General features: G+C 67.2%; 21 protein-coding genes and 2 pseudogenes. 15 read left to right on the forward strand and 8 right to left on the reverse strand.

Annotated features, from left to right (window positions below; genetic code table 11):
- Positions 1 to 73: 73 nt before the first annotated feature.
- Positions 74 to 984, reverse strand: a pseudogene (locus tag C265_RS33030) (ShlB/FhaC/HecB family hemolysin secretion/activation protein); the annotation flags it as partial.
- A gap of 1 nt (position 985) precedes the next feature.
- Positions 986 to 1501 (reverse strand): annotated as a pseudogene (locus C265_RS32705) (ESPR-type extended signal peptide-containing protein); the annotation flags it as partial.
- Positions 1502 to 1830: 329 nt separating this feature from the next.
- Between C265_RS32705 and C265_RS27775 the strand changes: the two are divergent.
- From C265_RS27775 to fghA, 9 genes are all read left to right on the forward strand, one after another.
- Positions 1831 to 2748 (forward strand): aldo/keto reductase, encoded by a 918-nt coding sequence (locus tag C265_RS27775; protein ID WP_010814131.1) that lies wholly within the window; start codon positions 1831 to 1833, stop codon positions 2746 to 2748.
- Positions 2749 to 2761: 13 nt separating this feature from the next.
- Positions 2762 to 4129 (forward strand): NTP/NDP exchange transporter, encoded by a 1368-nt coding sequence (locus tag C265_RS27780; protein WP_010814130.1) that lies wholly within the window; start codon positions 2762 to 2764, stop codon positions 4127 to 4129.
- Positions 4130 to 4279: 150 nt separating this feature from the next.
- On the forward strand, positions 4280 to 5743 hold the full coding sequence (locus C265_RS27785) for an MFS transporter (protein ID WP_010814129.1): 1464 nt from the start codon (positions 4280 to 4282) through the stop codon (positions 5741 to 5743).
- Positions 5740 to 7263 (forward strand): FGGY family carbohydrate kinase, encoded by a 1524-nt coding sequence (locus C265_RS27790; RefSeq protein WP_010814128.1) that lies wholly within the window; start codon positions 5740 to 5742, stop codon positions 7261 to 7263. Before C265_RS27785 ends, C265_RS27790 begins: the two co-directional genes overlap by 4 nt.
- Positions 7264 to 7281: 18 nt before the next feature.
- The gene (locus C265_RS27795) at positions 7282 to 8961 is read left to right on the forward strand and encodes a glycerol-3-phosphate dehydrogenase/oxidase (RefSeq protein WP_010814127.1); all 1680 of its coding nucleotides are present in this window, start codon (positions 7282 to 7284) and stop codon (positions 8959 to 8961) included.
- Positions 8958 to 10508 carry an FAD-binding oxidoreductase gene (locus C265_RS27800; protein ID WP_010814126.1) on the forward strand — a complete coding sequence of 517 codons (1551 nt, stop codon included), beginning with the start codon at positions 8958 to 8960 and terminating at the stop codon, positions 10506 to 10508. Before C265_RS27795 ends, C265_RS27800 begins: the two co-directional genes overlap by 4 nt.
- A 5-nt stretch (positions 10509 to 10513) precedes the next feature.
- Entirely contained in the window at positions 10514 to 11098 is a 585-nt protein-coding gene (locus C265_RS27805) for a glycerol-3-phosphate responsive antiterminator (RefSeq protein ID WP_010814125.1), read from the forward strand.
- 169 nt (positions 11099 to 11267) lie between these two features.
- Positions 11268 to 12374: an S-(hydroxymethyl)glutathione dehydrogenase/class III alcohol dehydrogenase gene (locus C265_RS27810; protein ID WP_010814124.1), complete on the forward strand. Its 1107-nt coding sequence runs from the start codon at positions 11268 to 11270 to the stop codon at positions 12372 to 12374.
- 13 nt (positions 12375 to 12387) lie between these two features.
- Positions 12388 to 13230 carry an S-formylglutathione hydrolase gene (gene fghA / locus C265_RS27815; protein ID WP_010814123.1) on the forward strand — a complete coding sequence of 281 codons (843 nt, stop codon included), beginning with the start codon at positions 12388 to 12390 and terminating at the stop codon, positions 13228 to 13230.
- A 10-nt stretch (positions 13231 to 13240) separates the two neighbouring features.
- On the opposite strand, the gene C265_RS27820 is transcribed toward fghA, so the two are convergent.
- Positions 13241 to 14254, reverse strand: a complete 1014-nt coding sequence (locus tag C265_RS27820) for an AraC family transcriptional regulator (RefSeq protein ID WP_010814122.1) — start codon at positions 14252 to 14254, stop codon at positions 13241 to 13243.
- A 152-nt stretch (positions 14255 to 14406) separates the two neighbouring features.
- Between C265_RS27820 and C265_RS27825 the strand changes: the two genes are divergently transcribed.
- Genes C265_RS27825 through C265_RS27850 form a run of 6 tightly spaced genes read left to right on the forward strand, consistent with a single transcriptional unit; the run spans position 14407 to position 20641 of the window.
- On the forward strand, positions 14407 to 15540 hold the full coding sequence (locus C265_RS27825) for an acyl-CoA dehydrogenase family protein (RefSeq protein ID WP_010814121.1): 1134 nt from the start codon (positions 14407 to 14409) through the stop codon (positions 15538 to 15540).
- A gap of 44 nt (positions 15541 to 15584) precedes the next feature.
- Complete coding sequence (locus C265_RS27830) at positions 15585 to 17108, forward strand: CoA-acylating methylmalonate-semialdehyde dehydrogenase (protein WP_010814120.1); 1524 nt, start codon at positions 15585 to 15587, stop codon at positions 17106 to 17108.
- Between the two features lie 37 nt (positions 17109 to 17145).
- Positions 17146 to 18051 carry a 3-hydroxyisobutyrate dehydrogenase gene (gene mmsB, locus C265_RS27835; protein WP_010814119.1) on the forward strand — a complete coding sequence of 302 codons (906 nt, stop codon included), beginning with the start codon at positions 17146 to 17148 and terminating at the stop codon, positions 18049 to 18051.
- Positions 18048 to 18818 (forward strand): enoyl-CoA hydratase, encoded by a 771-nt coding sequence (locus tag C265_RS27840; RefSeq protein WP_010814118.1) that lies wholly within the window; start codon positions 18048 to 18050, stop codon positions 18816 to 18818. The genes mmsB and C265_RS27840 overlap by 4 nt, the downstream gene beginning before the upstream one ends.
- A gap of 9 nt (positions 18819 to 18827) precedes the next feature.
- A complete protein-coding gene (locus C265_RS27845; RefSeq protein WP_010814117.1) occupies positions 18828 to 19955 on the forward strand; it encodes an enoyl-CoA hydratase/isomerase family protein in 1128 nt (375 codons plus the stop codon).
- 14 nt (positions 19956 to 19969) lie between these two features.
- Positions 19970 to 20641 carry a Crp/Fnr family transcriptional regulator gene (locus C265_RS27850; protein WP_010814116.1) on the forward strand — a complete coding sequence of 224 codons (672 nt, stop codon included), beginning with the start codon at positions 19970 to 19972 and terminating at the stop codon, positions 20639 to 20641.
- A gap of 13 nt (positions 20642 to 20654) precedes the next feature.
- On the opposite strand, the gene alaC is transcribed toward C265_RS27850, so the two are convergent.
- The 5 genes from alaC to C265_RS27875 form a co-directional block, all read right to left on the reverse strand.
- Complete coding sequence (gene alaC / locus C265_RS27855; RefSeq protein ID WP_010814115.1) at positions 20655 to 21881, reverse strand: alanine transaminase; 1227 nt, start codon at positions 21879 to 21881, stop codon at positions 20655 to 20657.
- A 130-nt stretch (positions 21882 to 22011) separates the two neighbouring features.
- Entirely contained in the window at positions 22012 to 22422 is a 411-nt protein-coding gene (locus C265_RS27860) for a hypothetical protein (RefSeq protein WP_010814114.1), read from the reverse strand.
- Positions 22423 to 22478: 56 nt separating this feature from the next.
- On the reverse strand, positions 22479 to 23306 hold the full coding sequence (locus C265_RS27865) for a siderophore-interacting protein (protein WP_010814113.1): 828 nt from the start codon (positions 23304 to 23306) through the stop codon (positions 22479 to 22481).
- Between the two features lie 78 nt (positions 23307 to 23384).
- Complete coding sequence (locus tag C265_RS27870; RefSeq protein WP_037025466.1) at positions 23385 to 24092, reverse strand: PadR family transcriptional regulator; 708 nt, start codon at positions 24090 to 24092, stop codon at positions 23385 to 23387.
- Between the two features lie 91 nt (positions 24093 to 24183).
- A complete protein-coding gene (locus C265_RS27875) occupies positions 24184 to 25272 on the reverse strand; it encodes an MBL fold metallo-hydrolase (RefSeq protein WP_010814111.1) in 1089 nt (362 codons plus the stop codon).
- Positions 25273 to 25303 lie beyond the last annotated feature (31 nt).

Below are 25303 nucleotides of genomic sequence, written 5' to 3' on the forward strand. Positions count from 1 at the left end.
CCGCTACAACCGGATGCTTTCCAACTGTTGGTGTGCCGATGATTCTGCACTGTCACGCCTCGTCCTGCGGGAATCAGTACCGATACACCACCTGCAACCCAGCCGTCACCGCGGCCGTATGGAACGCTGCGGGCTTATAGACCGGCATACCGACGAACACGTCATACGAGACTGAGCCCAGCCGCGAGCCCAGCCCTCCGCGTAGTCCAATCACCGCCCCGGCCAGTTGGGTGCCGGCCAGCGCAGTGGTAATCGGCCCGAAGCCCCTTCCATAATCGAGTCCTGCATACAGCGCCTGCCCGCTGCCGCCCAGGGGCGCATGTAGCTCATTGCGCCAATAGAAGCCGCGCTCGCCGGCCAGCAGGTTCTCTCCATCGAAGCCACGCACCGTGTAGCGGCTGCCGATGGTGAGCGCATCAATGTAGTAGAGCCGGTCGTTGATGAACTGGCCGTGGAAAGTGGTGACATACCGCAGCGGCAGCTCGCCCAGCTTGAACGGTACCGACAGGTTGGCCGGCGCTGCTGCGCGACCTCGGTGTCCTCGATGAAGCTCTTGCCAAAGCGCCGGGTCAGGCGAAACTGCATGCCGAACACATCGTTCTGGCTACGGTTGAGCACGCGGTGCAGCTTCAGGTCCGCTGTCTCCGACTTGCCGCTGGAGATGAAGGTCTGATTGACACCGGCGATCTGCTGGAAATAGTTGTTCGAATAGGCCGACAGCGTCGCCGTCAGGGCGCCTTCGTCGGCACGATCTGCATGTCCACATCCTGGGCTCGGCACACGCTTCATTTGCTCCAGGCCTTGCTCAAGGTCGCGCAGTTCAGCAAGTCGCCTGGGTGCGGGGAAAGCCGATTTCCGGGTGCCCCACAAGTTGGGGTCGGCGAAGCGCAGTTCGCCTATGACGCCGGGGAGCAGTGCCAGCTTCAGCGTGCCGGAACTCAAGTCCTGCTCGGGTACCAGCACGCGGGTGGTGACGTAGCTCTTGTCCGGCAACCTCCAGGTAGCCGCGCAACTGGCTCGGCAGTGTGCCGGTGGCCTGGTTGACGATGATGCGGGCCGAGCCGCCCGGCAGCAGGTTCGGGTTGCCGTTGACGTACCCCGCCTGCTGGGTAGCCACGATCGACGGCGAATTGTTCAGGATGATGCCGGCCTTGGGGACGTCGAACTGGGTGTAGGCGTTGACGGACACGCCGGCGGTGGACGGCCGGGTGATATTGACCTGCTGCAGCCCGTTCGCGGTCTGGACCACGGCGGGCCGGTTGGCGCCCGCGTTCGGGTCCGCCACCACCTGTGCGCTGGCCGCCCATGGCAGCCCCATTGCGCACCAGGCGGCCAGGGTCGTTGCCGGCAGGCCGAAGCGCGCCATGCGGGTGAACGCCGGAGCCTGTGTGCCGCGTGACCCGGCGATGCGCCCCTTGCCCAGGCCGCTCGCCGATTCCTCGACCGCCATCAGCATGGCGCGTGACCGATTGAAGACAAGGCGGTAGCAACGGCGATTCATGATCTGGGTAACGGCACACGGTTTGATACGTGCGCAACTTTACCCAAGCCACTAAGGAATAAATGTTAAAAATCTCAAAATGAGACAAAACATGAAAATCTGAATTGCCTGATTGATTCCACAAGAAATTTAACGTTAGTGGCTCATTTTCGCCTGTGTCCGGAGCCACCGCGCCCCGCCAGGCCGCGCTCACCAGCGCATCCAGCCGCGCCTTGCCATTCCCCGCCCTGAACGGCGAAGTCTGCCGCGCAACCGATCAACGCAACGGTTTACAAGGCTCCGCCCACCGCCTAAGGTCAACCAGTAAGTGACTTGCCGGGAACCATCCCATGTCGATCGACCGCCGCTCCTTCCTCAGCCTTGCAGCAGGCCTGGCCGCTACCGGCCTCGGCCCTGTGCTGCCGGCTCATGCCGCCACCGTCGCCGCCCCCTTGCGCCGCAATATCCCGGGCACCACCGAAGCCCTGCCCGTGATCGGCATGGGCACCGCCGACACCTTCAACGTCGGCACCGGCGCCGCCGAACGCAAGCCGCTGGCGGAGGTAATGGGCCTGCTGCTGCAGAGCGAAGGTTCGGTCGTCGATACCGCGCCCAGCTACGGCAGCGCAGAGGCCGTGACCGGCGACCTGCTGCGCGCGGCCAACGCCCGCAGCCGGGTGTTCCTGGCCACCAAGATCTCGGCCAAGTCCGGCGCGCCCGCGCAGGCGCAATGGGCACGCTCGCTGGCCGACCTGCATGCAGACAAGGTCGACCTGCTGCAGATACACAACCTGATTGACTGGCAGGCCAACCTGCGCTGGCTGCGCGAGCTGAAGGAACAGGGCCGCATCCGCTACCTGGGCGTCACCCACTACCGCGACGATGCGCACGAGGCGCTGGAGAATATCGTGCGCAGCGAGCGCGTGGACTTTGTCCAGATCAACTATTCAGTGGCCGAGCGCAATGCCGAGCGCACGCTGCTGCCGCTGTGCGAAGCACGCGGCGTGGCGGTGCTGATCAACCGGCCATTTCAGGACGGGCGCCTCTTTCGCGCCGTCAAGGACCGACCGCTGCCGCCGTGGGCCGGCGATATCGACTGCGGCTCGTGGGCCCAGCTGTTCCTGAAGTTCATCGTCAGCCATCCCGCCGTGACCGCGGCGATCCCGGCCACCTCCAAGCCGCCCAACATGGCCGACAACCTCGGCGCCGGACTGGGCCGCATGCCTGACCCCGGCCAGCGCGAGCGCATCGCCGCGCTGCTGCGCTGAGCGGCAATCTATCGTGGACGATCCCGCGCGCGAGGCGCCTGCCGGCGGCCTGGCCCGGCTGCGGCGCGGCTTCGGCATCCGCCCCGGCGAGACCGGCGCCGTGGTGGCCGGCTTCCTGTTTTTCTTCTGCCTGTTCGCCAGCTATTTCATGCTGCGCCCGGTGCGCGAGACCATGGGCATTGCCGGCGGCGTGAAGAACCTGCAGTGGCTGTTCACCGCCACCTTTGTCGTGATGCTGGCCGCGATCCCGCTGTACGGCGCGGTCTGCGCGTGGCTGCCGCGGCGGCGCTTCGTGCCCTGGGTGTACGCCTTCTTTATCGCCAACCTGCTTGGCTTTGCGCTGGCCACTCGCGCCCTGCCTGACAACGTCTGGCTGGCGCGCGTGTTCTATGTGTGGCTGTCGGTGTTCAACCTGTTCGTGGTGTCCGTGGCATGGAGCCTGATGGCCGATGTGTTCCGCCCCGAACAGGCGCGCCGGCTGTTCGCATTGCTGGCCGCCGGCGCCAGCGCGGGCGGGCTGGCCGGCCCCGTGCTGGGCGGCTGGCTGGTGCCGCAGATCGGCCTGACCGGGCTGATGCTGCTGTCGGCAGCGCTGCTGGCCGCAACGCTGCCGGGCGTGGGCTGGCTGTTCGGCTGGCGCCGCCGCGCCGGCGCGGGCGTGGTGCAGCCGGGCGAAGCCCCGGCCGGCGCGGAGCAGGATCCGGCCAACCCCATCGGCGGCGGGCTGCTGGCCGGGCTGTCGCTGCTGCTGCGCTCGCGCTACCTGCTTGGCATCGGCCTGTTCGTGATCCTGCTGGCCACGGCCAGCACCTTCCTGTATTTCGAGCAGGCGCGGCTGGTGGCCGAGGCCTTCCCGGAGCGCACCCGCCAGACCCAGGTCTTCAGCGCGCTGGATGCTACCGTGCAGGCGCTGACCATCCTGGTCCAGCTCTTCTTCACCGGCCGCATCGCGCGCCGCTATGGCGTCACCGTGCTGCTGACCGCGGTGCCGCTGGCGGTGACCTGCGGCTTTCTCGTGCTGGCGATGCTGCCGACCTTCGGCGTGCTGGCCGGCGTGATGATCCTGCGGCGCGTGGGCGAATACGCGCTGCTGCGCCCCGGGCGCGAGATGCTGTTCACCGTGGTCGATCCCGAGACCAAGTACAAGGCCAAGAACGTGATTGACACCGCGGTCTACCGTGCGGGCGATGCGGTCAGTGCGTGGGTCAAGACGGGGATCGATGCGCTGTCGGGCCATCCCGCCACGGTGGCGCTGGCTGGCGCCGTGCTCGCGCTGGTGTGGGCGGGGCTGGGCTGGTGGCTGGGGCGGCGGCATGAGGGGCAGTTGCGACCGCCGGATGCCAGCCTCAGCCGTGCAGTGGGAAATACCGCTGCACGCTAATGCCCGGGACAAGGGTTTTCCCGGTTGACGCTGTGCCTGCGAAGCCATACATTGGTCACGCAGATCTAGATAAGAGACCATCTGTAAGATGGTCTCTTCGCGCCTTGCAGTTGCTGCGGCCTCTTACAGAACAAATAAGAGGAGACCGCCGTGCAACACTCTGCCATCAAGATTCGTGGCATCGATGATGTCATTGCCTACATAGATTCCTGCCCGGGCATTCGCGGCAGGGCCGGTGTCATCTGGTGGCTCGCACTCGGCGGGCTATTCCTTGATGCATTTTCCAATTCTGCGCTGAGCGCCGGCCTCGGGCCGATGACGCGCAACCTTCAACTCGCGCCTGCAAAGGTCGCCCTGTTGACCTCGTTTGCCTCCTGGGTGGCCATTGCCTTCAACCCTATCGGCGGCTGGATGGCCGACCGCTGGGGCCGCGTCCGACCGCTGGTTCTCGCCAAGGTCCTGGCCGTGGCCGGCGCATTGCTGGTGGTGTTTGCCCCCGGCTTCGAGGTGATCCTGGCCGGTCGCTTCTTTGTCGGCGCGGCCTACGGCATCGACTTTGCCATCGCCATGGCGGTGCTGGCGGAGTTCACGCCGGTGAAACTCAAGAGTCGGCTGAACACGTGGCAAGGCATGTGGTACACGGCCGTCTGCTCCAACCTGCTGCTGGCACTGCTGTTCTACTCCTGGGACGTTGGCGATACGATCTGGCGCTACTCGGTGGCAGCCACCGCGGTCTTCGGCGTGATCATCCTGCTGCTGCAGGGCCTGTTCCTGGTGGAAAGCCCGATCTGGCTGGCACGCAAGGAATTGCTCGATGCCGCCGCACACGCCATGACGCGCATCTACGGACGTGAGTTCGTAGCCGCACCGCCCGCGGAACGCATCCCCGTCCTCAACCAGGCGCGCCGCGGCCTGGCCAACGTTCTGCTGATCTTCCGCGGCGTCTACCTGCCGCGCACCGTGCTGGCGGCCACCGTGCAGATCGGGCAGTCGATCCAGTACTTCGCGATCGGCTGGTACCTGCCGCTGATCAGTGCGGCCCTGTTCGGCAAGGACTTTGTCTACGCGACCATCGGCGCGCTGGTTTTCAACGTCTGCGGCATCTTTGGCGGCTTCCTCTCGCCCTTGATAGGCCGCAAGCTGGGCCTGCGCCGCGCCTCGGCGTTCGGCTTTGCGGCGGTATTCGCCATGCTGCTGATCCTGGGCCTGTTCAACGGCAAGATGCCGATGTGGATGGCAGTGGTGGTTCCGTCGCTGTTCATCCTGTTCCACTCGGGCGGGCCCGGCGCGAATGGCAAAAGCCTGTCGTCACTGTCCTTCCGCAGCGAACTTCGCGCGGGCGCCAACGGCATCATCGGCGCGCTCGGCGCCATCGGCGCTGCACTGGGCCTGCTGGTGTTCCCGCTGTTCCGCGCACAGTATGGGCTGGAAACCACCTTCCTGATTCTCTCTGTGGTCCCGCTGCTGGCCAGCATCATCTGCTTTGCGATCCGCTGGGACCCGACCCGCACCACCATCAACCCCGACAATGAAGCCGATGCCCCGCAGTTCAAGGGCGATGTGCCGGACGCTCCGGGTTTCATGAATCCCGCGATTGAGAAGGCCCGCCCATGACCCAGCGCAGAAATGTCATCCTTGCGATCGATGAGGGCACCTCAGGCACCCGGGCAGCGGTGGTCGCCGCTGACGGTCATGTCATGTGCCTCGAGTACACCACGCTTGAGGTCCGTTCGCCCTGCCCTGGCGTGGTCGAGCAGGACGCCGACGTCCTGCTCGACAAGACCCTGGCAGTTTGCCGCGCCACCCTGGCACAGGCTGCCCGCGAAAACCTGACCGTCACCGCCCTCGCCATCGCGACCCAGCGCGCCACCTCGGTACTGTGGGACACGCAGACCGGACGTGCGCTGGTACCCGCCATGGTGTGGCAGGACACGCGATACGCAGCCGATCTGGATCAGCTTGCGCCGGCATGGGACGCGACTCTGCGCGAAGCAGTCGGCCGCCCCACCGGTGTGCGCTCGCCTTACCTATGGGCGGCGCGGCACCTGCGCGACACGCCGGCTGTGGCTGACGCCTTCCGTGCGCGCCGGCTCGCCTTCGGCACCATCGACAGCTGGCTGCTTTGGCACCTGTCGACGGCACGCACGTGCATCACCACGCCGACCAACGCCACTTCCTGCAACGCCTATGTACTGACCGGGCATCGCTACCAGCTCGACTGGATCGACGCGCTTGGCTTTCCGCGCGAGCTGCTGCCTGAGCTGCGCCAGGATGCGGACGACTTCGGCCGCACGCGGCGGGACGTGCTGGGGCTTGACGTGCCGATCCTGGCTTGTGCCGGGGACCAGCTCGCCGGCGCAATCGGCCTGGGATGCCTCGATGCCGGCCAGGCGATGTGCCTGCATGGCACCGGCAGCTTCGTCGACCTGGTAGTCGGTCCGAACCTTCCTGCCCGCAGCGGCAAGTCGGACAGCACCCTGACCATGACCGCGCGCCGGCAACTGGGCGTGTCGCATTTCTCCGTCGAAACCTTTGTCGCCACCACCGGCTCCGCGCTCAACTGGATCTGCGACAAGCTCGGCTGGTTCGAGAACGCCAGGCAAATCAGTGCGCTGGCCAGCACCGTTGCGTCTTCACGAGGCGTGACCTTTATTCCCGCGCTGACCGGCCTGCGCGTCCCACGCATGCAGCCCGAGGCGCGCGCCGCACTGACCGGCATCTCGATGGCAACGACGCAGGCCGAGATGGCCTTTGCCATCCTTGAAGGCATTGCGCATTCGGTGACTTCCTGCATCGAGGCCAACCGGGAGATCGCGGGCGTGCCGGTGTCGGAGCTCGTGGTTGGCGGCGGCTTGTCCGGCAGCGATGCGCTGCTGCAGATGCAGGCGGATCTCAGCGGAATTTCCATCCACCGCATGAAGGAGACCGACCGCGCCAGCCTGCGCGGCATCGCTTACCTTGCCGGCTCGTCCGGCCTGCTTTGGGATTCCATGCAGCAGGCCCGGACCACCACCACCCCGGACGCAGTATTCGAACCGGCGATCAGCGCCGATGAGCGCGCCCAGCGGCGCGCGCTCTGGCATGCGCGGGTGGCATCCGAGCTCAACCATGCGGACGCGCTTGCGGTCCATTAATCAGGAGCAATAACAGACATGGTGATTTTTCCATCCCGCAGCGCTAACCGCGAGCGCGCCGCCATGACCAGCACCGAGCCGTTGCGGCTGGTGCGCCGGGACCTGCTCGACCGCCTGGAGGCGGATGCGTTCGACATCCTGGTGGTCGGCGGCGGCGTGACGGGCGCCTACGCCGCGCTGGATGCCAGCTTGCGCGGCTATCGCGTGGCGCTGGTTGAAAAGTGCGACTTCGCCGCGGGGACCTCTTCCAAGTCATCCAAGATGGTGCACGGCGGCCTGCGCTATATCGAGCAGGGCAATCTCGGCCTGGTACGCCATTCACTGCTGGAGCGCCAGCGCCTGCGCCGCAACGCGCGCCACCTGGTGCAGCGGCTGCCGTTCCTGTTCCCGGTGATGGAGCGCAACGGCGTGTTCGACAAGCGCCTCGCCAAGGCCTTCGAGAGCCTGCTCTGGACCTACGACCTCGCCGGTGGCTGGCGCGAGGGAATCCTGCACCAGAAGCTGACCAAGGCCGAGGTGCTGTCCCACTGCCCGACCTTCAATGAGGAACATCTGACCGGCGGCTACCTGTACTTCGATGCGCGCGTCGATGATGCCCGCCTGACACTGAACATCGCGCGCACGGCAGCGTTCCACGGAGCGGCCGTGGTCAATCACGCGACCGTCGCCGAGATCACCCGCGACGGCCACGGCAAGGTGGATGGTGCCATTGTCCACGCCGGCGAGCGCGAGATCCGCGTGCGCGCAGGCGTGGTCATCATGGCAACCGGCGTCTGGCTGCGCGACTGGACCGGCCGCAGGAAGGGCGAGGCCAGGACCCTGCACATTCGCCCTGCCAAGGGCGTCCACGTTGCCATCCCGTGGCTGAAGATCCGCAATGACTGCACGGTGACGATCCCGGTGCCCGGGCGCAGCCGCCGGGCAACGATCACGCGGTGGGGCAATGTGTCCTACCTCGGCACCACCGACGAAGACTATGAGGGCGACCTCGACAATGTCATGTGCACCCGGCAGGAGCTCGACTTCCTGCTGGAGGGCGCGCGCTCGGCACTAAAAACCGACCTGACGGCGGATGACGTGGTCGGCAGCATCGCGGGGTGCCGCCCGCTGGTGGCGCCGCCCGGCGGCAAGACCCTGGAAATCAAGCGCAATCACGAGATTCATACCGCGGACGACGGCCTGGTGACCATCGTCGGCGGCAAGCTCACGACCTCGCGGCACATGGCCGAGCAAACCATCGATGCGGCGCAGAAGGTCATCGGCAAGCGCAGCAAGTGCCTGACCAGATCGGCCTATCTGCTCGGGGCGGCTGGCTATGACGCGCAGGCCATCGTCGCATCCGGCGGCATGTCCGCGCACCTGGGCGAGCGCTATGGCACGGAAGCGCGCTTTGTCAGCGACATCCTGCAGGCGGACGCCACCCTTGCCAGGCCGATCGTCGAAGGCCTGCCGTATACGGAAGCCGAAATCGTCTACGCCGTGCGCCATGAACTGGCCGGCACGGTTGACGACGTCTTGTCACGACGCATCCGCGCCCGCCTGATGGCGCGCGATGCCTCCGCCCGCGCCGCAGCGCGGGTGGGCCAGATCCTCCAGGCCGAACTCGGATTGTCCGAAGCGGCCGTGGCGCGGCAGGTCAGCGAATACCTGGCCGCCGTCGCCCTCGAAAAATCCGTCCTCATGGGAGACTCAGCATGATCAGCAAGGAAGCCATCAAGCGCGGCTACAACCGCGGCAACTACGTCGTCGGCGCCCACACGCCGCCGGGCTATGCGGCGAACATCCAGGGCACCCCGGATGCGCCGGGCCTGCAACGCGACACCATTGCCGTCTGCGCGGCCGATATTGCGGCCTTGCGCAAGGTGGCCGACGAGGTCCTGACCGATACCGCCGACGTCGTGGCGTGGACGCGCGACTGGTGGGCAGGATCGATGATCACGGAGACCGCCGGCAGGCCCGCCACGCCGCGCGGGGTCATCGTGCGCGCTTCCACCGTGGAACAGGTGCAGGCAGTCATGCGCATTGCCAGCGCCAGTGCCATTCCGGTCACCGTATCGGCCGGCCGCAGCAACGTGACGGGCGCCGCCCTGCCCGTGCGCGGCGGCATCGTGCTGGACGTGTGCGGCCTGAACCAGTTGGTCGGATTCGACAAGGACAGCCAGATCGTCGACGTGGAAGCCGGCATGTTCGGCGACATTTTCGAACAGACCGTGCAGAAGGAATTCGGCATGACGATGGGCCACTGGCCATCGTCGTACGCGATCAGCACGGTCGGCGGATGGGTAGCCTGTCGCGGCGCCGGTCAGTTGTCCACGCGCTACGGCAAGATCGAGGACATGGTGTTCGGCATGGATGTGGTGCTGGCCGACGGCAGCCTCGTCACCGTGGGCGGCTACTCGCGCGCGGCATTGGGCCCGGATCTGCAGCAACTGTTCATCGGGTCCGAGGGCATGCTGGGCGTGATCGTGCGCGTGCGCCTCAAGCTGCACCGCCTGCCCGACTACGGGCGCGCCATCGCCTATGGCTTCAAGACCTTTGCCATCGGCCTGGAGGCCTGCCGCGAAATCATGCAGCGCGGGGCCAATCCCGCGGCGCTGCGGCTCTATGACGAACTGGAGAGTGGCGTGCAGTTCGGGCTGCCGGACACCAACGTCCTGCTGGTTGCCGACGAGGGGGCGCGCGAGATGGTCGATGCGGTGATGACGATCAGCGAGCGCGTGTGCCAGGAACTTGGTGACAAGCTGGACAGCGAGTCCATTTTCGAGCGCTGGCTCGACACGCGCTACCTGACCGGCAAGAGCGCCGAGGGCTTCAAGCGCAGCCCCGGCTTTGTCGCCGACACGCTCGAAATGTCGGGACCGTGGCGCGACCTGGCTGCCATCTACGCGGACGTGGTCAAGGCCATCAATGCCGTGCCGGGCACCCTCGCCGGCTCCGCGCACCAGTCGCACGCCTATGTGGACGGCGCCTGCCTGTACTTCTCGCTGCGCGGTGAGGTCGCGGTGGAAGACCGCCAGAAGTGGTATCGCCAGGCATGGGATGCTGCCAATGCGGTGCTGATCCAATACAATGCGGCACTGAGCCACCACCACGGAATCGGACTGTTGCGCGCACCATACATGGCCCCGTCGCTGGACACGGCGTTCCCGCTGCTGGCGGCGGTCAAGCAGGCACTCGACCCGCAGAATATCCTGAACCCAGGCAAGCTGGGTCTCAGTGACGTGCTCACCAACGAACCGAAGTAACCAGCATGGACAGGTCCCTCGGTGCGCGCCTGACGCGACACCCCGTCATCGGCACACTCTACGGTGTTGACCAGATCGACGCCATTTTTGAAAGCGTGGCCGAAGTCTGCATTGTCGCCAACGTGGAACTGCGCAAGCTGCAGCCCGTCATCGCCACGCTGGCCAGCGCCGGCAAGTACGTCATCGTCAATATCGACAGCTGCGAAGGCTTGTCGCAGGACAAGGGCGGGGTGGAGTACCTGGCCGACATCGGGGTGACCAGTCTGGTCTCCACGCGCGTGGCAACGATCCAGCGCGCCAACCGCGCCGGCATGGTGACGATGCAGAAGGTCTTTGTGACCGACCGCTCCACCTGGCCGCGCAGCGTCAAGGCGCTCGAACAGAGCGACCCGAACCTGGTGCAGCTGATGCCGGCACCGATGCTGTCGCACCTGCCAGAAGCGGACCGCAAGGCGCTGCCGCCGATCGTGACATCAGGCTTTGTCTGCAATCGGGATGATATCCGCAGCGCGCTCGCACAAGGCGCTGTGGCCGTCTCCACCAGCGACCGCAAGCTCTGGAACCTGGAAGCGAGAGCGCTGAAGGCGTAAGAGTCCCGCCTGGGCAGTTTCGCTGACCGCTGATCGGCCAAAACTGGCCTGCAGCCGCAGGAAGATCGTATAGTCATGTCCTCGGACCTGGCTTGCCCCGCGCCGCGCCGGCCTGCGCCGCGCAGCCTGCAAGCCACCCCCCACATTCCTGATCCCGGAGGACTCCCCCATGAAAACCAAAGCCGCCATCGCCTGGAAAGCCGGCGCCCCGCTGACCATTGAAGACGTGGACCTGGACGGCCCGCGCGCCGGGGAAGTGCTGGTGGAAGTCAAGGCCACCGGCATCTGCCATACCGATTACTACACCCTGTCCGGCGCCGACCCGGAAGGCATCTTCCCGGCAATCCTGGGCCATGAGGGCGCCGGCATCGTCACCGACGTTGGCCCCGGCGTGACCTCGCTCAAGCCCGGCGACCACGTGATCCCGCTGTACACGCCGGAATGCCGCCAGTGCAAGTTCTGCCTGTCGCGCAAGACCAACCTGTGCCAGGCGATCCGCGCCACGCAGGGCAAGGGCCTGATGCCGGACGGCACCTCGCGCTTTTCCATCGACGGCAAGCCGATCTTCCACTACATGGGCACCTCGACCTTCGCCAACCACATCGTGGTGCCGGAGATCGCGCTGGCCAAGATCCGCCCGGATGCGCCGTTCGACAAGGTCTGCTACATCGGCTGCGGCGTCACCACCGGCGTGGGCGCGGTGCTGTTCACCGCCAAGGTGGAAGCCGGCGCCAACGTGGTGGTGTTTGGCCTGGGCGGCATCGGCCTGAACGTGATCCAGGCGGCCAAGATGGTGGGCGCCGACAAGATCATCGGCGTGGACCTGAACCCGGGCCGCGAAGCCATGGCGCGCAAGTTCGGCATGACCCACTTCATCAACCCGAAGGACGTGGAGAACGTGGTCGACCACATCATCCAGCTGACCGACGGCGGTGCAGACTATTCGTTCGAATGCATCGGCAACACGCAGGTCATGCGCCAGGCGCTGGAGTGCTGCCACAAGGGCTGGGGCAAGTCGATCATCATCGGCGTGGCCGAGGCCGGCGCGGAGATCTCGACGCGCCCGTTCCAGCTGGTGACCGGGCGCGAGTGGAAGGGCTCGGCCTTTGGCGGCGCGCGCGGGCGCACCGATGTGCCCAGGATCGTCGACTGGTACATGGAAGGCAAGCTCAATATCGACGACCTGATCACGCACACGCTGCCGCTGGAGCGCATCAACGAGGGCTTCGACCTGATGAAGCGCGGCGAGTCGATCCGCTCCGTGGTGCTCTACTGAGGACGGCGCCGACATGGAACTGATCTCGCAACACGGCTGCCACGGCGGCGTGCAGCGCTTCTATCGCCATGATTCGACGGCGATCGGGCTGCCGATGCGTTTCTCGGTCTACCTGCCGCCGCAGGCGCAGGCAGGCGGCAAGGTGCCGGTGCTGTTCTACCTGGCCGGCCTGACCTGCACCGAGGAAACCTTCATGATCAAGGCCGGTGCGCAGCGCTTTGCCGCCGAGCACGGCCTGATGCTGGTGGCGCCCGATACCAGCCCGCGCGGAGCGGGCCTGCCGGGCGAGGCCGATGCCTGGGACTTCGGCGTGGGTGCCGGGTTCTATGTCGATGCCACCGAGGCGCCGTGGCAGGAGTACTGGCGCATGGAAAGCTATGTGGCCGACGAACTGTTCGGGCTGGTCACCACCGCCTTGCCGGGCGATGCCGGCCGCGTCGGCATCTTCGGGCATTCCATGGGCGGGCACGGCGCGCTGGTGCTGGCGCAGCGCCATCCGCAGCGCTTCCGCTCGGTGTCGGCGTTTGCGCCGATCGCCGCGCCGTCACGCTGCCCGTGGGGTGAGAAGGCGTTCACTGGCTACCTCGGCACGGACCGCGCCGCGTGGGCTGAGTACGACGCCAGTGAACTGATGGCACGCCAGAATGGGGCGCCCTTCCCGGCCGGCATCCTGGTCGACCAGGGACTGGACGACCAGTTCCTGCAAAGCCAGCTGCATCCGGAAGCCTTCGCGGCAGCCTGCCAGGCCGTCGGCCAGCCGCTGACGCTGCGCCGGCACAGCGGCTACGACCACGGCTACTACTTCATCACCAGCTTTATCGCCGATCACATCCGCCACCACGCGGCGCAGCTGTAGACGCGCCGCATCAACCTTCCGCCACCCGGCGGTATGCCCCCGGGCGCGATCCGGTCCAGCGCCGGAACGCCCGGTGGAACGCGCCCGGCTCGGCAAAGCCGAGCTCGGCCGCGATATCCGCGACCGGGCGGCCCGAATGGCTGAGCGCCTCGATGGCAAGATCGCGCCGCAGCGCGTCCTTCAGGTCCTGGTAGCTGACGCCCTCCTCCATCAGCCGGCGCCGCAGCGATGATGCCGACAGGTTCAGGCTGATCGCCAGATCTTCAAAGGTGGGCCATTGATCCGGGCGTTGGTTACGCAGCAGCCTGCGCACGCGCGCGCCCACGCTGGCGCGGTCGGAGTACTTCACCACCACGTTGTGCGGCGCATCGCGCAGGAAGGCCTTCAGGCTGCGCTCGTCCTGGCGCACCGGCTGCTCCAGCAGTGCCGCGTCGAAGACCAGCGCCGTGGCCGGCTGCCCGAACGCCAGCTGGCGCGAATACATGACGCGGTATTCCGCGCTGTACTGCGGCTCGTCGTAGTCGAAGGCCGCCAGCCGCACCGGCACGCGCCGCCGCAGCAGCCAGCTCATCAGGCCATGCAGCATGATCAGCATGGTTTCCTTGGCAAACACGCCGGGCTGCCGCCCCAGGTGCGCGCAGGGCGCGGTCAGCACCAGCGCGGCCTCGTCGCCGTGGCGCTCCAGCCGCACGCCGATATCGTCCAGCAGCAGCCGGAAGTACCGCGTGATGCGCTCCAGTCCCTGCCCCAGGGTGCGGCTGCCGGCCACCGCGTGGCACAGCATGGCAAAGCTGCCGCATTTCATGCTGCGCGAATCCTGCCCGAAGAATTCATCGTCCAGCGCCGCCGCCACGGCCATCCACAGCTCGCTGTAGCTGGCGGCCGATACGCGTGACTGCGGCACCGCCAGCAGCGCCGGCGCAATGCCAGAGCCGCGCAGCACCGGATCCGGGTCGATGCCGCGCGCGCGCAGCCCCGCGATGGCGTGGTGGACGAAACAGATGGCGACACTGCCTTTTTCCATGGCGCGGGAGGGTGGCAAACGAGTTCACGAAGATTGGCGGATTTTGGCATAGGAGCCCGCCCCCGGCGTTCCTACACTGCCCGCAGGTCAAACGCCAAGCGCGCATTCTGCCTGACTTGCCGCGCGGCTCCAAACCCCCACCCTCATCTGCCATGCACAGCGACTACACCGAAGAGCAAACCATGATCCGCGACAGCGCGCGCGCCTTTGCCAGCGAACGGCTGGCAGTGGGCGCCGCGCAATGGGACCGCGACGGCCGCCTGCCCGATGAAGTCGTCGCCGAGATGGGCGCGCTGGGGCTACTGGGCATGATCGTTCCCGAGGAATGGGGCGGCACCTATACCGACTACGTCGCCTATGCGCTCGCCATCGAAGAAATTGCCGCCGGCTGCGCCGCCTGCGCCACGATGATGAGCGTGCACAACTCGGTCGGCTGCGGGCCGGTCCTGCACTATGGCACCGATGCGCAGAAAGAACGCTACCTGGCGCGGCTGGCCAGCGGCGAGCTGATCGGCGCGTTCTGCCTGACCGAGCCGCAGGCCGGCTCCGAGGCGCACAACCTGCGCACGCGCGCGCGCTTCACCGACAACGGCTGGGTGCTCAACGGCAGCAAGCAGTTCGTCACCAACGGCCAGCGCGCCGGTGTGGCGGTGGTGTTCGCCTCGACCGAGCCCGAGCGCGGCAAGAAGGGCATCTCGGCCTTCCTTGTCCCCACAAACACCCCCGGCTTTATCGTCCACGCCCCGGAGAAAAAGCTCGGCATCCGCGCCTCGGACACCTGCGCGATCACGCTGGAAGACTGCACCGTGCCGCATGACGCACTGCTGGGCGAGCCCGGCGAGGGCCTGCGCATTGCGCTGTCCAACCTGGAAGGCGGACGCATCGGCATCGCCGCGCAGGCAATCGGCATTGCACGCTCAGCCTTCGAGGCCGCATGTCGCTATGCATCGGAACGCATCCAGTTCGGCCGCGCACTGCGTGAACACCCGCCCATTGCCAACATGCTGGCCGACATGGCCACCGAGCTGAACGCCGCGCGCCTGCTGGTGCACCGCGCCGCGCGCATGCGCAGCGAAGGCGTGCCGTGCCTGTCCGAAGCCTCGCAGGCCAAGCTGTATGCGTCCGAGCTGGCCGAGCGCGTGTGCTCCAAGGCGTTGCAGATCCACGGCGGCTACGGCTACCTCGAAGACTACCCGGTCGAGCGCCACTACCGCGACGCCCGCATAACCCAGATCTACGAAGGCACCAGCGAGATCCAGCGCATGCTGATCGCGCGCAGCCTGTAGTCCCCCATCCCTTGCCAACAGAACCAGACCTTCCGGAGACAACCATGAGTGCCGTGCCCAAGACCGACAATGCCGTGCCGACCGTGCCGCTGCTGATCAACGGCGAATGGGTGGATTCATCCGCCACCGAATTCCGCAACGTGGTCAATCCCGCCACGCAGGAAGTGCTGGCACGCGTGCCGCTGGCCACCGCAAGCGAGGTCGCCGCTGCCGTGGGCGCCGCACACCGCGCCTTTGCCACGTGGCGCCACACGCCCATCGGCGCACGGCTGCGCGTCATGCTGCGCTTCCAGGCCCTGATCCGCGAGCACAGCAAGCGTATCGCCGCCATCCTGACCGCCGAGCAGGGCAAGACCCTGGCCGATGCCGAGGGCGACATCTTCCGCGGGCTGGAGGTGGTCGAACACGCCTGTTCGATCGGCACCCTGCAGCAAGGGGGCTTTGCCGAGAACGTGGCCGCCACCGTCGACACCTACACGCTGCAGCAGCCGATTGGCGTGTGCGCGGGTATCACCCCGTTCAACTTCCCGGCGATGATCCCGCTGTGGATGTTCCCGATGGCGATCGTGTGCGGCAATACCTTTGTGCTCAAGCCGTCGGAGCAGGACCCGCTGTCCACCGTGGAGCTGGTCAAGCTGGCGCTGGAAGCCGGCGTGCCGCCGGGCGTGCTGAACGTGGTGCACGGCGCCAAGGACGTGGTCGATGCGCTGTGCACGCACCCGGACATCAAGGCGGTGTCGTTCGTGGGCTCGACCGCCGTTGGCACCCATGTCTATAACCTGGCCAGCGCGCACGGCAAGCGCGTGCAGTCGATGATGGGCGCGAAGAATCATGCCGTGGTACTGCCCGATGCGCACAAGGAGCAGACGCTGAACGCGCTGGCCGGTGCAGGCTTCGGCGCGGCCGGCCAGCGTTGCATGGCCACCTCGGTGGTGGTGCTGGTGGGGGCGGCACGCGACTGGGTGCCCGACCTGGTCGAACGCGCCAAGACCCTGAAAGTCGGCGCCGGCGCTGAAGCAGGCACCGATGTCGGCCCCGTGGTATCGGTGGCGGCAAAGGAACGGATCCTCGGCCTCATCGCCGCCGGCGAGCGCGAAGGCGCGACGCTGGTGCTGGATGGCCGCGGCGTGGAGGTGCCGGGCTTTCCGCAGGGCAACTTCATCGGCCCGACCATCTTTACCGATGTCCGGACCGACATGTCGATCTACACCGAGGAGATCTTCGGGCCGGTGCTGGTGGTGATCGGCGTCGATACGCTGGACGAGGCCATCGCCCTGGTCAACCGCAACCCGTTCGGCAACGGCACCGGCGTGTTCACGCAGAGCGGCGCCGCGGCGCGCAAGTTCCAGAGCGAGATCGACGTGGGCCAGGTCGGCATCAACATCCCCATCCCGGTGCCGGTGCCCTACTTCAGCTTCACCGGATCGCGTGGCTCCAAGCTGGGCGACCTGGGTCCGTACGGCAAGCAGGTGGTGCAGTTCTATACGCAGACCAAGACGGTGACGGCGCGGTGGTTTGATGACGCGACGGTCAACGATGGAGTGAACACCACCATCAGCCTGAAGTAATCGGGCGGCATTCAAGAACGACACGGAAGGAGACCCCATGCATATCGCCTTCATCGGCCTCGGCAACATGGGCGCGCCCATGGCGCGCAACCTGCTCAAGGCCGTCCATACGCTGACCGTATTCGACCTGAACGCCGCGGCAGTGGCGTCGCTGTGCGCCGAGGGCGCCGCCACCGCGGATTCCGCCCGCAAGGCCGTGGCCGAAGCAGACTTTGTCATCACCATGCTGCCCGCCGCTGCCCATGTGCGCAGCGCCTACCTGGGCCCGGAAGGCGTGCTGGCCGGCGTGCGCCCGGGCGTGCCGCTGGTGGACTCCAGCACCATCGACCCCGCCACCGTGCGCGAACTGGCCGCTGCCGCCGAGGCGCACGGCAATGCGCTGGCCGATGCACCGGTCTCCGGCGGCACCGTTGGCGCCCAGGCCGGCACGCTGACCTTCATGGTCGGCGCCACCGAAGCACTGTTCGCCCAGGTGCGCCCGGTGCTGGCCGGCATGGGGCGCAACCTGGTCCACTGCGGCGGCACCGGCACCGGCCAGGTCGCCAAGATCTGCAACAACCTGATCCTCGGCATCTCCATGATCGGCGTATCCGAGGCGATGGCGCTGGGCGTCAAGCTGGGCATCGACGCCAATGTGCTGGCCGGCATCGTCAATACCTCCACCGGCCGCTGCTGGGCCTCGGATACCTGCAACCCCTGGCCCGGCGTGATCGAGACCGCGCCGGCCGGGCGCGGCTACACCGGCGGCTTTGGCGCCGACCTGATGCTCAAGGACCTGGGCCTGGCCAACGACGCCGCGCGCAGCGTGAAGCAGCCGCTGTTCCTGGGCGCGCTGGCGCAGCAGGTCTACCAGGCCGTGAGCCATGCCGGCGACGGCCAGCTCGACTTCTCCGGCGTGATCCGCCAGTACCTGTCCGCCGCTGACAAGGAGTCCAAGCAATGATCGAGTTCGCCCTGCACGGCCACGTCGCCACGCTGACGCTGAGCCGCCCGCCCGCCAACGCCTTCACTGCGGAAGGCCTGCAGCAGTTGCGCGAGCTGGTGGCAAAGATCGACGCCAACCCCGAAGTGCGCGCCGTGGTGGTCACCGGTGCCGGCGAGAAGTTCTTCAGCGCCGGCGCCGACCTGAACGGCTTCGCCGAGGGCGACCGCGCCCATGCCCGCGTGATGGCGCAGCAGTTCGGCAGCGCCTTCGAGGCCCTGCAGAACGCGCGGCCCGTGGTGATCGCCGCGATCAACGGCTATGCCATGGGCGGCGGGCTGGAATGCGCACTGGCCTGCGATATCCGCATCGTCGAGGAACACGCGCAGATGGCCCTGCCTGAAGCCGCGGTCGGCCTGCTGCCGTGCGGCTGCGGCACGCAGACGCTGCCGTGGCTGGTCGGCGAAGGCTGGGCCAAGCGCATGATCCTGACCAACGAGCGCGTGGATGCCGCCACCGCGTTGCGCATCGGGCTGGTGGAAGAAGTCGTGCCGCGCGGCCAGGCCATCGCCACCGCGCTGGCGATGGCTGAGCGCGCCTGCAACGTGAGTCCCCGGGCCGCCGCGCACAGCAAGCGGCTGGTGCACCTGGCGCGCCAGGGCGTGCCACGCCAGGCCGCGCTGGCGCTGGAGCGCGAGCGCTTTGTCGACCTCTTCGACGATGCCGATCAGCGCGAAGGCGTCAACGCCTTCCTCGAGAAACGAACGCCGCAATGGCGCAACGCCTAGGAGCCCGCCATGCGCCTGACTGAAGAGACCAAGGCCGCCAACCTGGATGCCGCCGAGCCGGAGGTGCTGTTCCAGGTCGTCAACGGTGTCGGCATTGCCACGCTGAACCGGCCGCGCCAGCTCAATGCCCTGTCGTACCCGATGATCGTCGCGCTTGGTGCGCAGATGGAAGCTTGGGCGCGGGATGACGCCGTCCGCGCAGTGGTGCTGCGCGGCGCCGGCCCCAAGGCCTTCTGCGCCGGCGGCGACATCCGCGCGCTGACCGACAGCTACCGCGACGGCACCCCGCTGCACCAGCGTTTCTTCATCGACGAATACACGCTGGACTACCGCCTGCACCGCTACCCCAAGCCGCTGGTGGCGCTGATGGACGGCATTGTCATGGGCGGCGGCATGGGCCTGGCGCAGGCCGCGCACCTGCGCATCGTCACCGAACGCTCGCGCGTGGCCATGCCCGAAACCGGCATCGGCCTGGTGCCGGACGTGGGCGCCAGCCATTTCCTGTCGAAGCTGCCGGTGCAGCTGGCCCTGTACCTGGGACTGACCGGGGTCACCATCGGCGCTGCCGATGCCCTGCTGTGCGGGCTGGCCGACGCCGCGGTCGACAGCGCCACGCTGGCCGGCCTGGAGCAGACCCTCGCCGGCATCGCCTGGGGCGATGACACGCTGTCAGACCTGCGCCATGCGCTGGTGCGCGAGCACGTCGCCAGCGCCGCCGACGCACCGCTGCTGCAAGTGCTGCCGGCCTTGCTGCGGCATTTCCCCGCACATGCAACGCTGACCGAGATCCTGGCCGGACTGGCCTGCCAGGACGACCCGGCTTACTCTGCCTGGGCCACCCGCACCATCGACGTGCTGCGCACCCGCTCGCCGCTGTCCGCCTGCGCCACGCGCGAGCTGCTGCTGCGCGGCCGCCGCATGGACCTGGCCGACTGCTTCCGCATGGAGCTGGCGGTGGTGGTCAACACATTTTCGCAGGGGGATTTCATCGAAGGCGTGCGCGCGCTGATCGTCGACAAGGACAACACGCCGCACTGGCGCATCGCCAGCTATGAAGCCGTCGATGACGTCGCCGTGCAGGCGCTGTTCCGGCCGTGGTGGGCACCGGGCGAACAGCCGCTGCCCCTGCCCGCCTGAGCGGATGCGGCACCGTGAGCCTCGACGCGCTGCTGGCGCGCAGCCCCTGGGCGGCAGCACTGACCCCGGAGCAACGCCAGCGCGTGCGCGCCGAGTTGCGTGAACGTGCGGTGCCGCAAGGCGCTTATGTCAGCCGCAAGGGCGACCTTGCCGACAGCTGGCTTGGCATCGCACAGGGCCTGGTCAAGGTGCATTGCGCCTCGCCCTCAGGCAAGCGCGCCACCCTGACCGGTGTACCGGCCGGGGGCTGGCTCGGCGAAGGCTCCCTGCTCAAGCGCGAAGCGCTGCGCTATGACGTGGTGGCCCTGCGCGATTCACGCATCGCCTGCATGCCGGCGGCGACCTTCCGCTGGCTGCAGGAGACCAGCCTGCCCTTCAACCGCTATCTGCTCGACCAGCTCAATGAACGGCTGGGCTTGTTTATCGCTACCGTGGAGCATGAGCGGCTGCACGGCATCGAAGGACGCGTGGCGCGGGCGCTGGCTACGCTGTTCCATCCAGTGCTGTGTCCGCTGGACAGCGAGAACGTGAGCCTGCACCTGACGCAGGAAGAAGTCGGCCTGCTGGCCGGCATCTCGCGCCAGCGCGCCAACGCGGCACTAGGGGTGCTGGAGGGTGAAGGCTTGCTGGCGGTCGAGCACGGCGCGGTGCATGTGCTCGACCTGGAGGCGCTGCGCCGCTACTGAGCGCAGCGCTGGTTCATGCCTGCGCGGTTGATGCCGGCTTGACCAGCCCGTCGGCCCGGAACATCGCCTTGATGCCCCGCACCGCCTGCCGGATGCGCGATTCGTTCTCGATCAGGGCAAAGCGCACATACTCGTCGCCATAGTCGCCAAAGCCGATGCCCGGCGAGACCGATACCTTGGCCTTGGCCAGCAGCTGCTTGGAGAATTCCAGCGAGCCCAGCGCGCGGTACGGCTCGGGAATCCGCGCCCAGATATACATCGACGCCTTCGGGATCTCCACCGGCCAGCCCGCTTCGATCAGCCCGCGCGCCAGCACGTCACGGCGCGACTGGTACTGCGCGGCGATCTCGCTGACGCATCGCTGGTCGCCCTCCAGCGCGGCAATGGCCGCGATCTGCAGCGGCGTGAAGGTGCCGTAGTCGTGATAGCTCTTGATGCGCGTCAGCGCCGCCACCAGGTCCGGGTTGCCCACCATGAAGCCCACGCGCCAGCCCGCCATGTTGTAGCTCTTGGACAGCGTGAAGAACTCCACCGCGATGTCCTTGGCGCCCGGCACCTGCATGATCGACGGCGCCTTCCAGCCATCGAACACGATGTCGGCATAGGCCAGGTCGTGCACCACGAAGATATCGTGCTTGCGTGCCAGCGCAATGACGCGCTCGAAGAAGTCCAGCTCCACGCATTGCGCGGTGGGGTTGGACGGAAAGCCCAGCACGATCATCTTCGGCTTGGGATAGCTGCCGCGGATGGCGCGCTCCAGCTCGGCAAAGAAATCGATGCCCGGCACCAGCGGCACCGAGCGGATATCCGCGCCGGCAATGACCGCGCCGTAGATATGGATGGGGTAGCTGGGATCGGGCACCAGCACCGTGTCGCCGCGGTCCAGCGTGGCCAGCATCAAGTGCGCCAGGCCTTCCTTGGACCCGATGGTGACGATGGCCTCGGTATCCGGGTCAATCTCCACGTCATAGCGTTCGCGGTACCAGTGCGCGATCGCGCGGCGCAGCCGCGGGATGCCCTTGGAGGCCGAATAGCCGTGCGTATCGGGCCGTTGCGCCGCTTCCGTGAGCTTGGCCACGATATGCGCCGGCGTGGCGCCATCGGGGTTGCCCATGCTCATGTCGATGATGTCCTCGCCACGGCGGCGGGCGGCCATCTTCAGCTCGGCGGTGATATTGAAAACGTACGGGGGAAGGCGATCGATGCGCGCAAAGCGGCGCTTGCCAGAAGCGGCAGTCATGGAGGAAGTCCTTTACGTAAGCGCCCGGAACCGTCCGAGCGACGTCGGCAGCCGTTGTCTCGGCTGCCGGAGACTCATGTTAGCGGGGATGCGGCGAATGCACAACGGTCACGTGAGGCCGCGCGAAAGATCAAAGCAGCTTGCCGCCCGGCGGACGCGTCGGCCGGTCCGGCGGCAGGTTGCGCACGATGCAGTCCAGCGCGCGCGAATCTGACTTGCCGCCAAGCGCCGCGCTGACCGAATCCCGATACTGCGTTGGCGAGATGCGCTGGTAGTAGAGCCGCGAGGTCTGGTCCAGCCAGTAGACGTAGTTGTCGTCGCCCCTGCTGCCACTGGTGCGCAGCCAGTCGCTGATATTGCTGGAGCCAACCACCATGTTGGGGCAAGCGGTCTGCAGCGAATCGAGATAGGCATTGAAGCCCTTGGCCTGGATATTGCGCACGGAGTCCGGCGCACAGGCCGCCAGCAACGCTGCGCAGGCGCAGGCCAGCGCGAAGCGCCGGCTGATCGTGAAGCGGCGAAAGGTGGGCGAAGGCTGCACGGCAGGGTCTCCCTGGCGGATGGCGGTCGCACTATCTTACCGGCACCCCGCCCGCTTCAGTCGTCCAGCGTCTCATGCACCGCCGAAGCGCCACGCTTCCAGTACGCCGACGCGCGGATACGGCGCTTGTCGACACCGCGTTCGCCGACCAGGTACTGGCGCACCGCTTTCATCGCCGCGGCTTCACCAGCGGCCCACACATAACCCTCGCCGCGCGGCAGCGTGAGCTTGCGTAGCGCCCCTTCCAGCAGGCTGCCTTCCAGCGCATCGCCACGATGCAGCCAGTGCACATCGCATTGCGCCTGCGTCGGCAGCGGAATCTGCGACGCGGCATTGCCCACTTCCACCACCACGATGGCGCGCGTATCGGCCCCGAGCTCTTCCAGGCGCCGGGCGATCGCCGGCAGCGCGGTATCGTCGCCGATCAGCAGGTGCCAGTCGAACGCCGCGGGCACCACGAACGAGCCGCGCGGCCCGCCCACGCCAAGGTACCGGCCCGGCTGCGCCTGCGCCGCCCAGATCGACGCGGGACCATCGCCATGCAGCACGAACTCGATATCCAGTTCCTGCTTCGCCCCATCGTAGCGGCGCGGCGTGTAGTCGCGCGCGGCCGGCCGCGGCTGGCCTTCGGGGAGGGTGATGCCATCAGCGGTGACCTGCGGCAGCACCGGCTTGTCAGCGCCGTCCACCGGGAAGAAGACCTTGACGTGGTCGTCGAACGACGCCGAGACAAAGTCCTGCAGATCAGCGCCGCCGAGCGTGACACGCAGCAACTGCGGTGACACTTGCGTGGTGCGCACCACTTGCAGCAGGCGCATCTTGAGCGGATGGCGCACGCGCTGCACAGTCAGGTCGCGTGCGGAGGCTTGATTGTTCTCACTCATATTGGAATTCCTTGGGATAGAACCCGGCACCTGCCGGGTCAGGTTGCCGATGGCCGCAGCCAGCGTCAGTGCCACATGTCAGGCCTTGCGCACCGCTTCGATCTCGGCCGCCGCGCGCAGCAGGATCTCCGCGATGCGGCGCTGCTCGTCGGCGCCCGCATCGCTGCGCAGCGCAATGGCACGCTTGATCGCGGCGCGGGCTTGCATCAGCTCGGGCAGCCAGCCGCCCTGCTCCGGCTCGGGCTGCGGCTCACCGCTCATGGCGCGCCGCATCCACTCAACCTTGCGCGCCACGTGGCGCAGCTTGGCAATCATCACCTCGACCCGCTCGCGGTTGGCGGCCAGGTGGGCCTTGCCGGTCTCGGACAGCTGGTAGCGCTTCTTGTTGCCTTCCGTATCGACGGTGGCGTAGCCGACTTCTTCCAGGTAAGTCAGGGCCGGATAGACCACGCCGGGACTGGGCTTGTAGAAGCCGTTGGTACGGGTCTCGATCGCCTTGATCAATTCGTAACCGTGGCTCGGCTTCTCTTCGAGCATGGCGAGCAGCAGCAACTGCAGGTCATCGGCGCTGAACTTGCGGCCCCGGCGCCAGCCTTCGCCATCGAAGCTGCCGGGACCATCGGGGCCGCCCGGGCCGAAGCCGTTGTCATGCCCGCCGCCCCAGAAGCCGCCGCCGTGGCGACCAATGGCGTGGTGGGCGAAGTGGCGCTCAAAGTGAGGCAAAAGGCGCATCAGCAGGTGACGGCCGTGGCCTGAGAAGCCAAATGGGTGAGAATGATGGCGCATGACTACCTCCGATATGTCGTAAAACATATCTTACGATATATATCGTACGAGTGGAAGTCAAGGCGACGCGGCAGTCCCCGCCGCCTGGGGATTACCTCATGCGGTACCAGTGGCAGCCATCGGGACCGGTCTCACGCACCGCCTCGCCTCGCTCCAGCAGGTAGTTCAGGTGCGCAATGCTCTCGCCGGTAGCCATCCCCAACAGCCCGCCGCTTCCGGTGATGGGGCGCGAGAACAACTCACCAAACACATCCACCGCCCGCTTCGGCGTCCCCAACGCGCCACGCAAGCGGTCCAGCGCCTGCATCTGGCTCGCCCGCAGATAGTCAATCCGCGCATGCAGCCCACGGAACGGTTCGTTATGCGCCGGCAGCACCAGCACATCGTCCGGCACGGCAGCGCGCACCTTGTCCAGCGAGGCCAGCCAGTCCTGCATCGGATCGGCATCGGGCTCGGTCGGGAACACCGATACGTTGGAGGAAATGCGCGGCAGCACCTGGTCGCCTGACACCAACAGCTTCAGCGCCGGGCAGTACAGGCAGGCATGTTCGGGCGAATGGCCGGTGCCGACGATGACCTGCCAGTCGTGCGCGCCGATGCGCACGGTGTCGGCATCGGACAGGCGGTGGAAGCTCTCGGGCAAGGCGTGGACATATTTGCCGAAGCCGCCGAAGCGGGTGCGGTACACCTCGATCGCTTCGTCGTCCCAGCCGGCTTTGCGATAGAACTCGATCGCGTCATCGGGCGCCGCTCGCCCCGTATCCGCCGCCAGCACGCGGCACATCAGGTATTCCAGCCGCGTCATCCACAGCTGGCAGTCGAACTTGCCGGTCAGCCACCCGGCCATGCCGATGTGGTCGGGGTGCATATGGGTCACGAACAGGCGCGTCAGGCCGCCCGCGAGCGGGCCGCTTGCGGCGAACAGCGCGCGCCAGGCCTGGGCGGTTTCCGGGGTCTGCAACCCGGCGTCGACGGCGGCCCAGCCGCTGCCGTCGCGGATGGCCCACAGGTTGATGTGGTTCAGGCCCAGTGGCATCGGCATGCGCAGCCACAGCACACCGGGCGCTACCTCGCGGGCACGGCCGGGTTCGGGCGCGTCGCCACAGGGGTAGTCGAGCTCGGGCTTTTCGAGGGAGATGGGGGCGGCTGCGAGGGCGATGTCGGGGGATTGGGCGCTCATCGGTATCTGGGCCGGTGGGCCGGCCGTGCTG

The organism is Cupriavidus sp. GA3-3, assembly GCF_000389805.1.
Classification (GTDB): domain Bacteria; phylum Pseudomonadota; class Gammaproteobacteria; order Burkholderiales; family Burkholderiaceae; genus Cupriavidus; species Cupriavidus necator_D.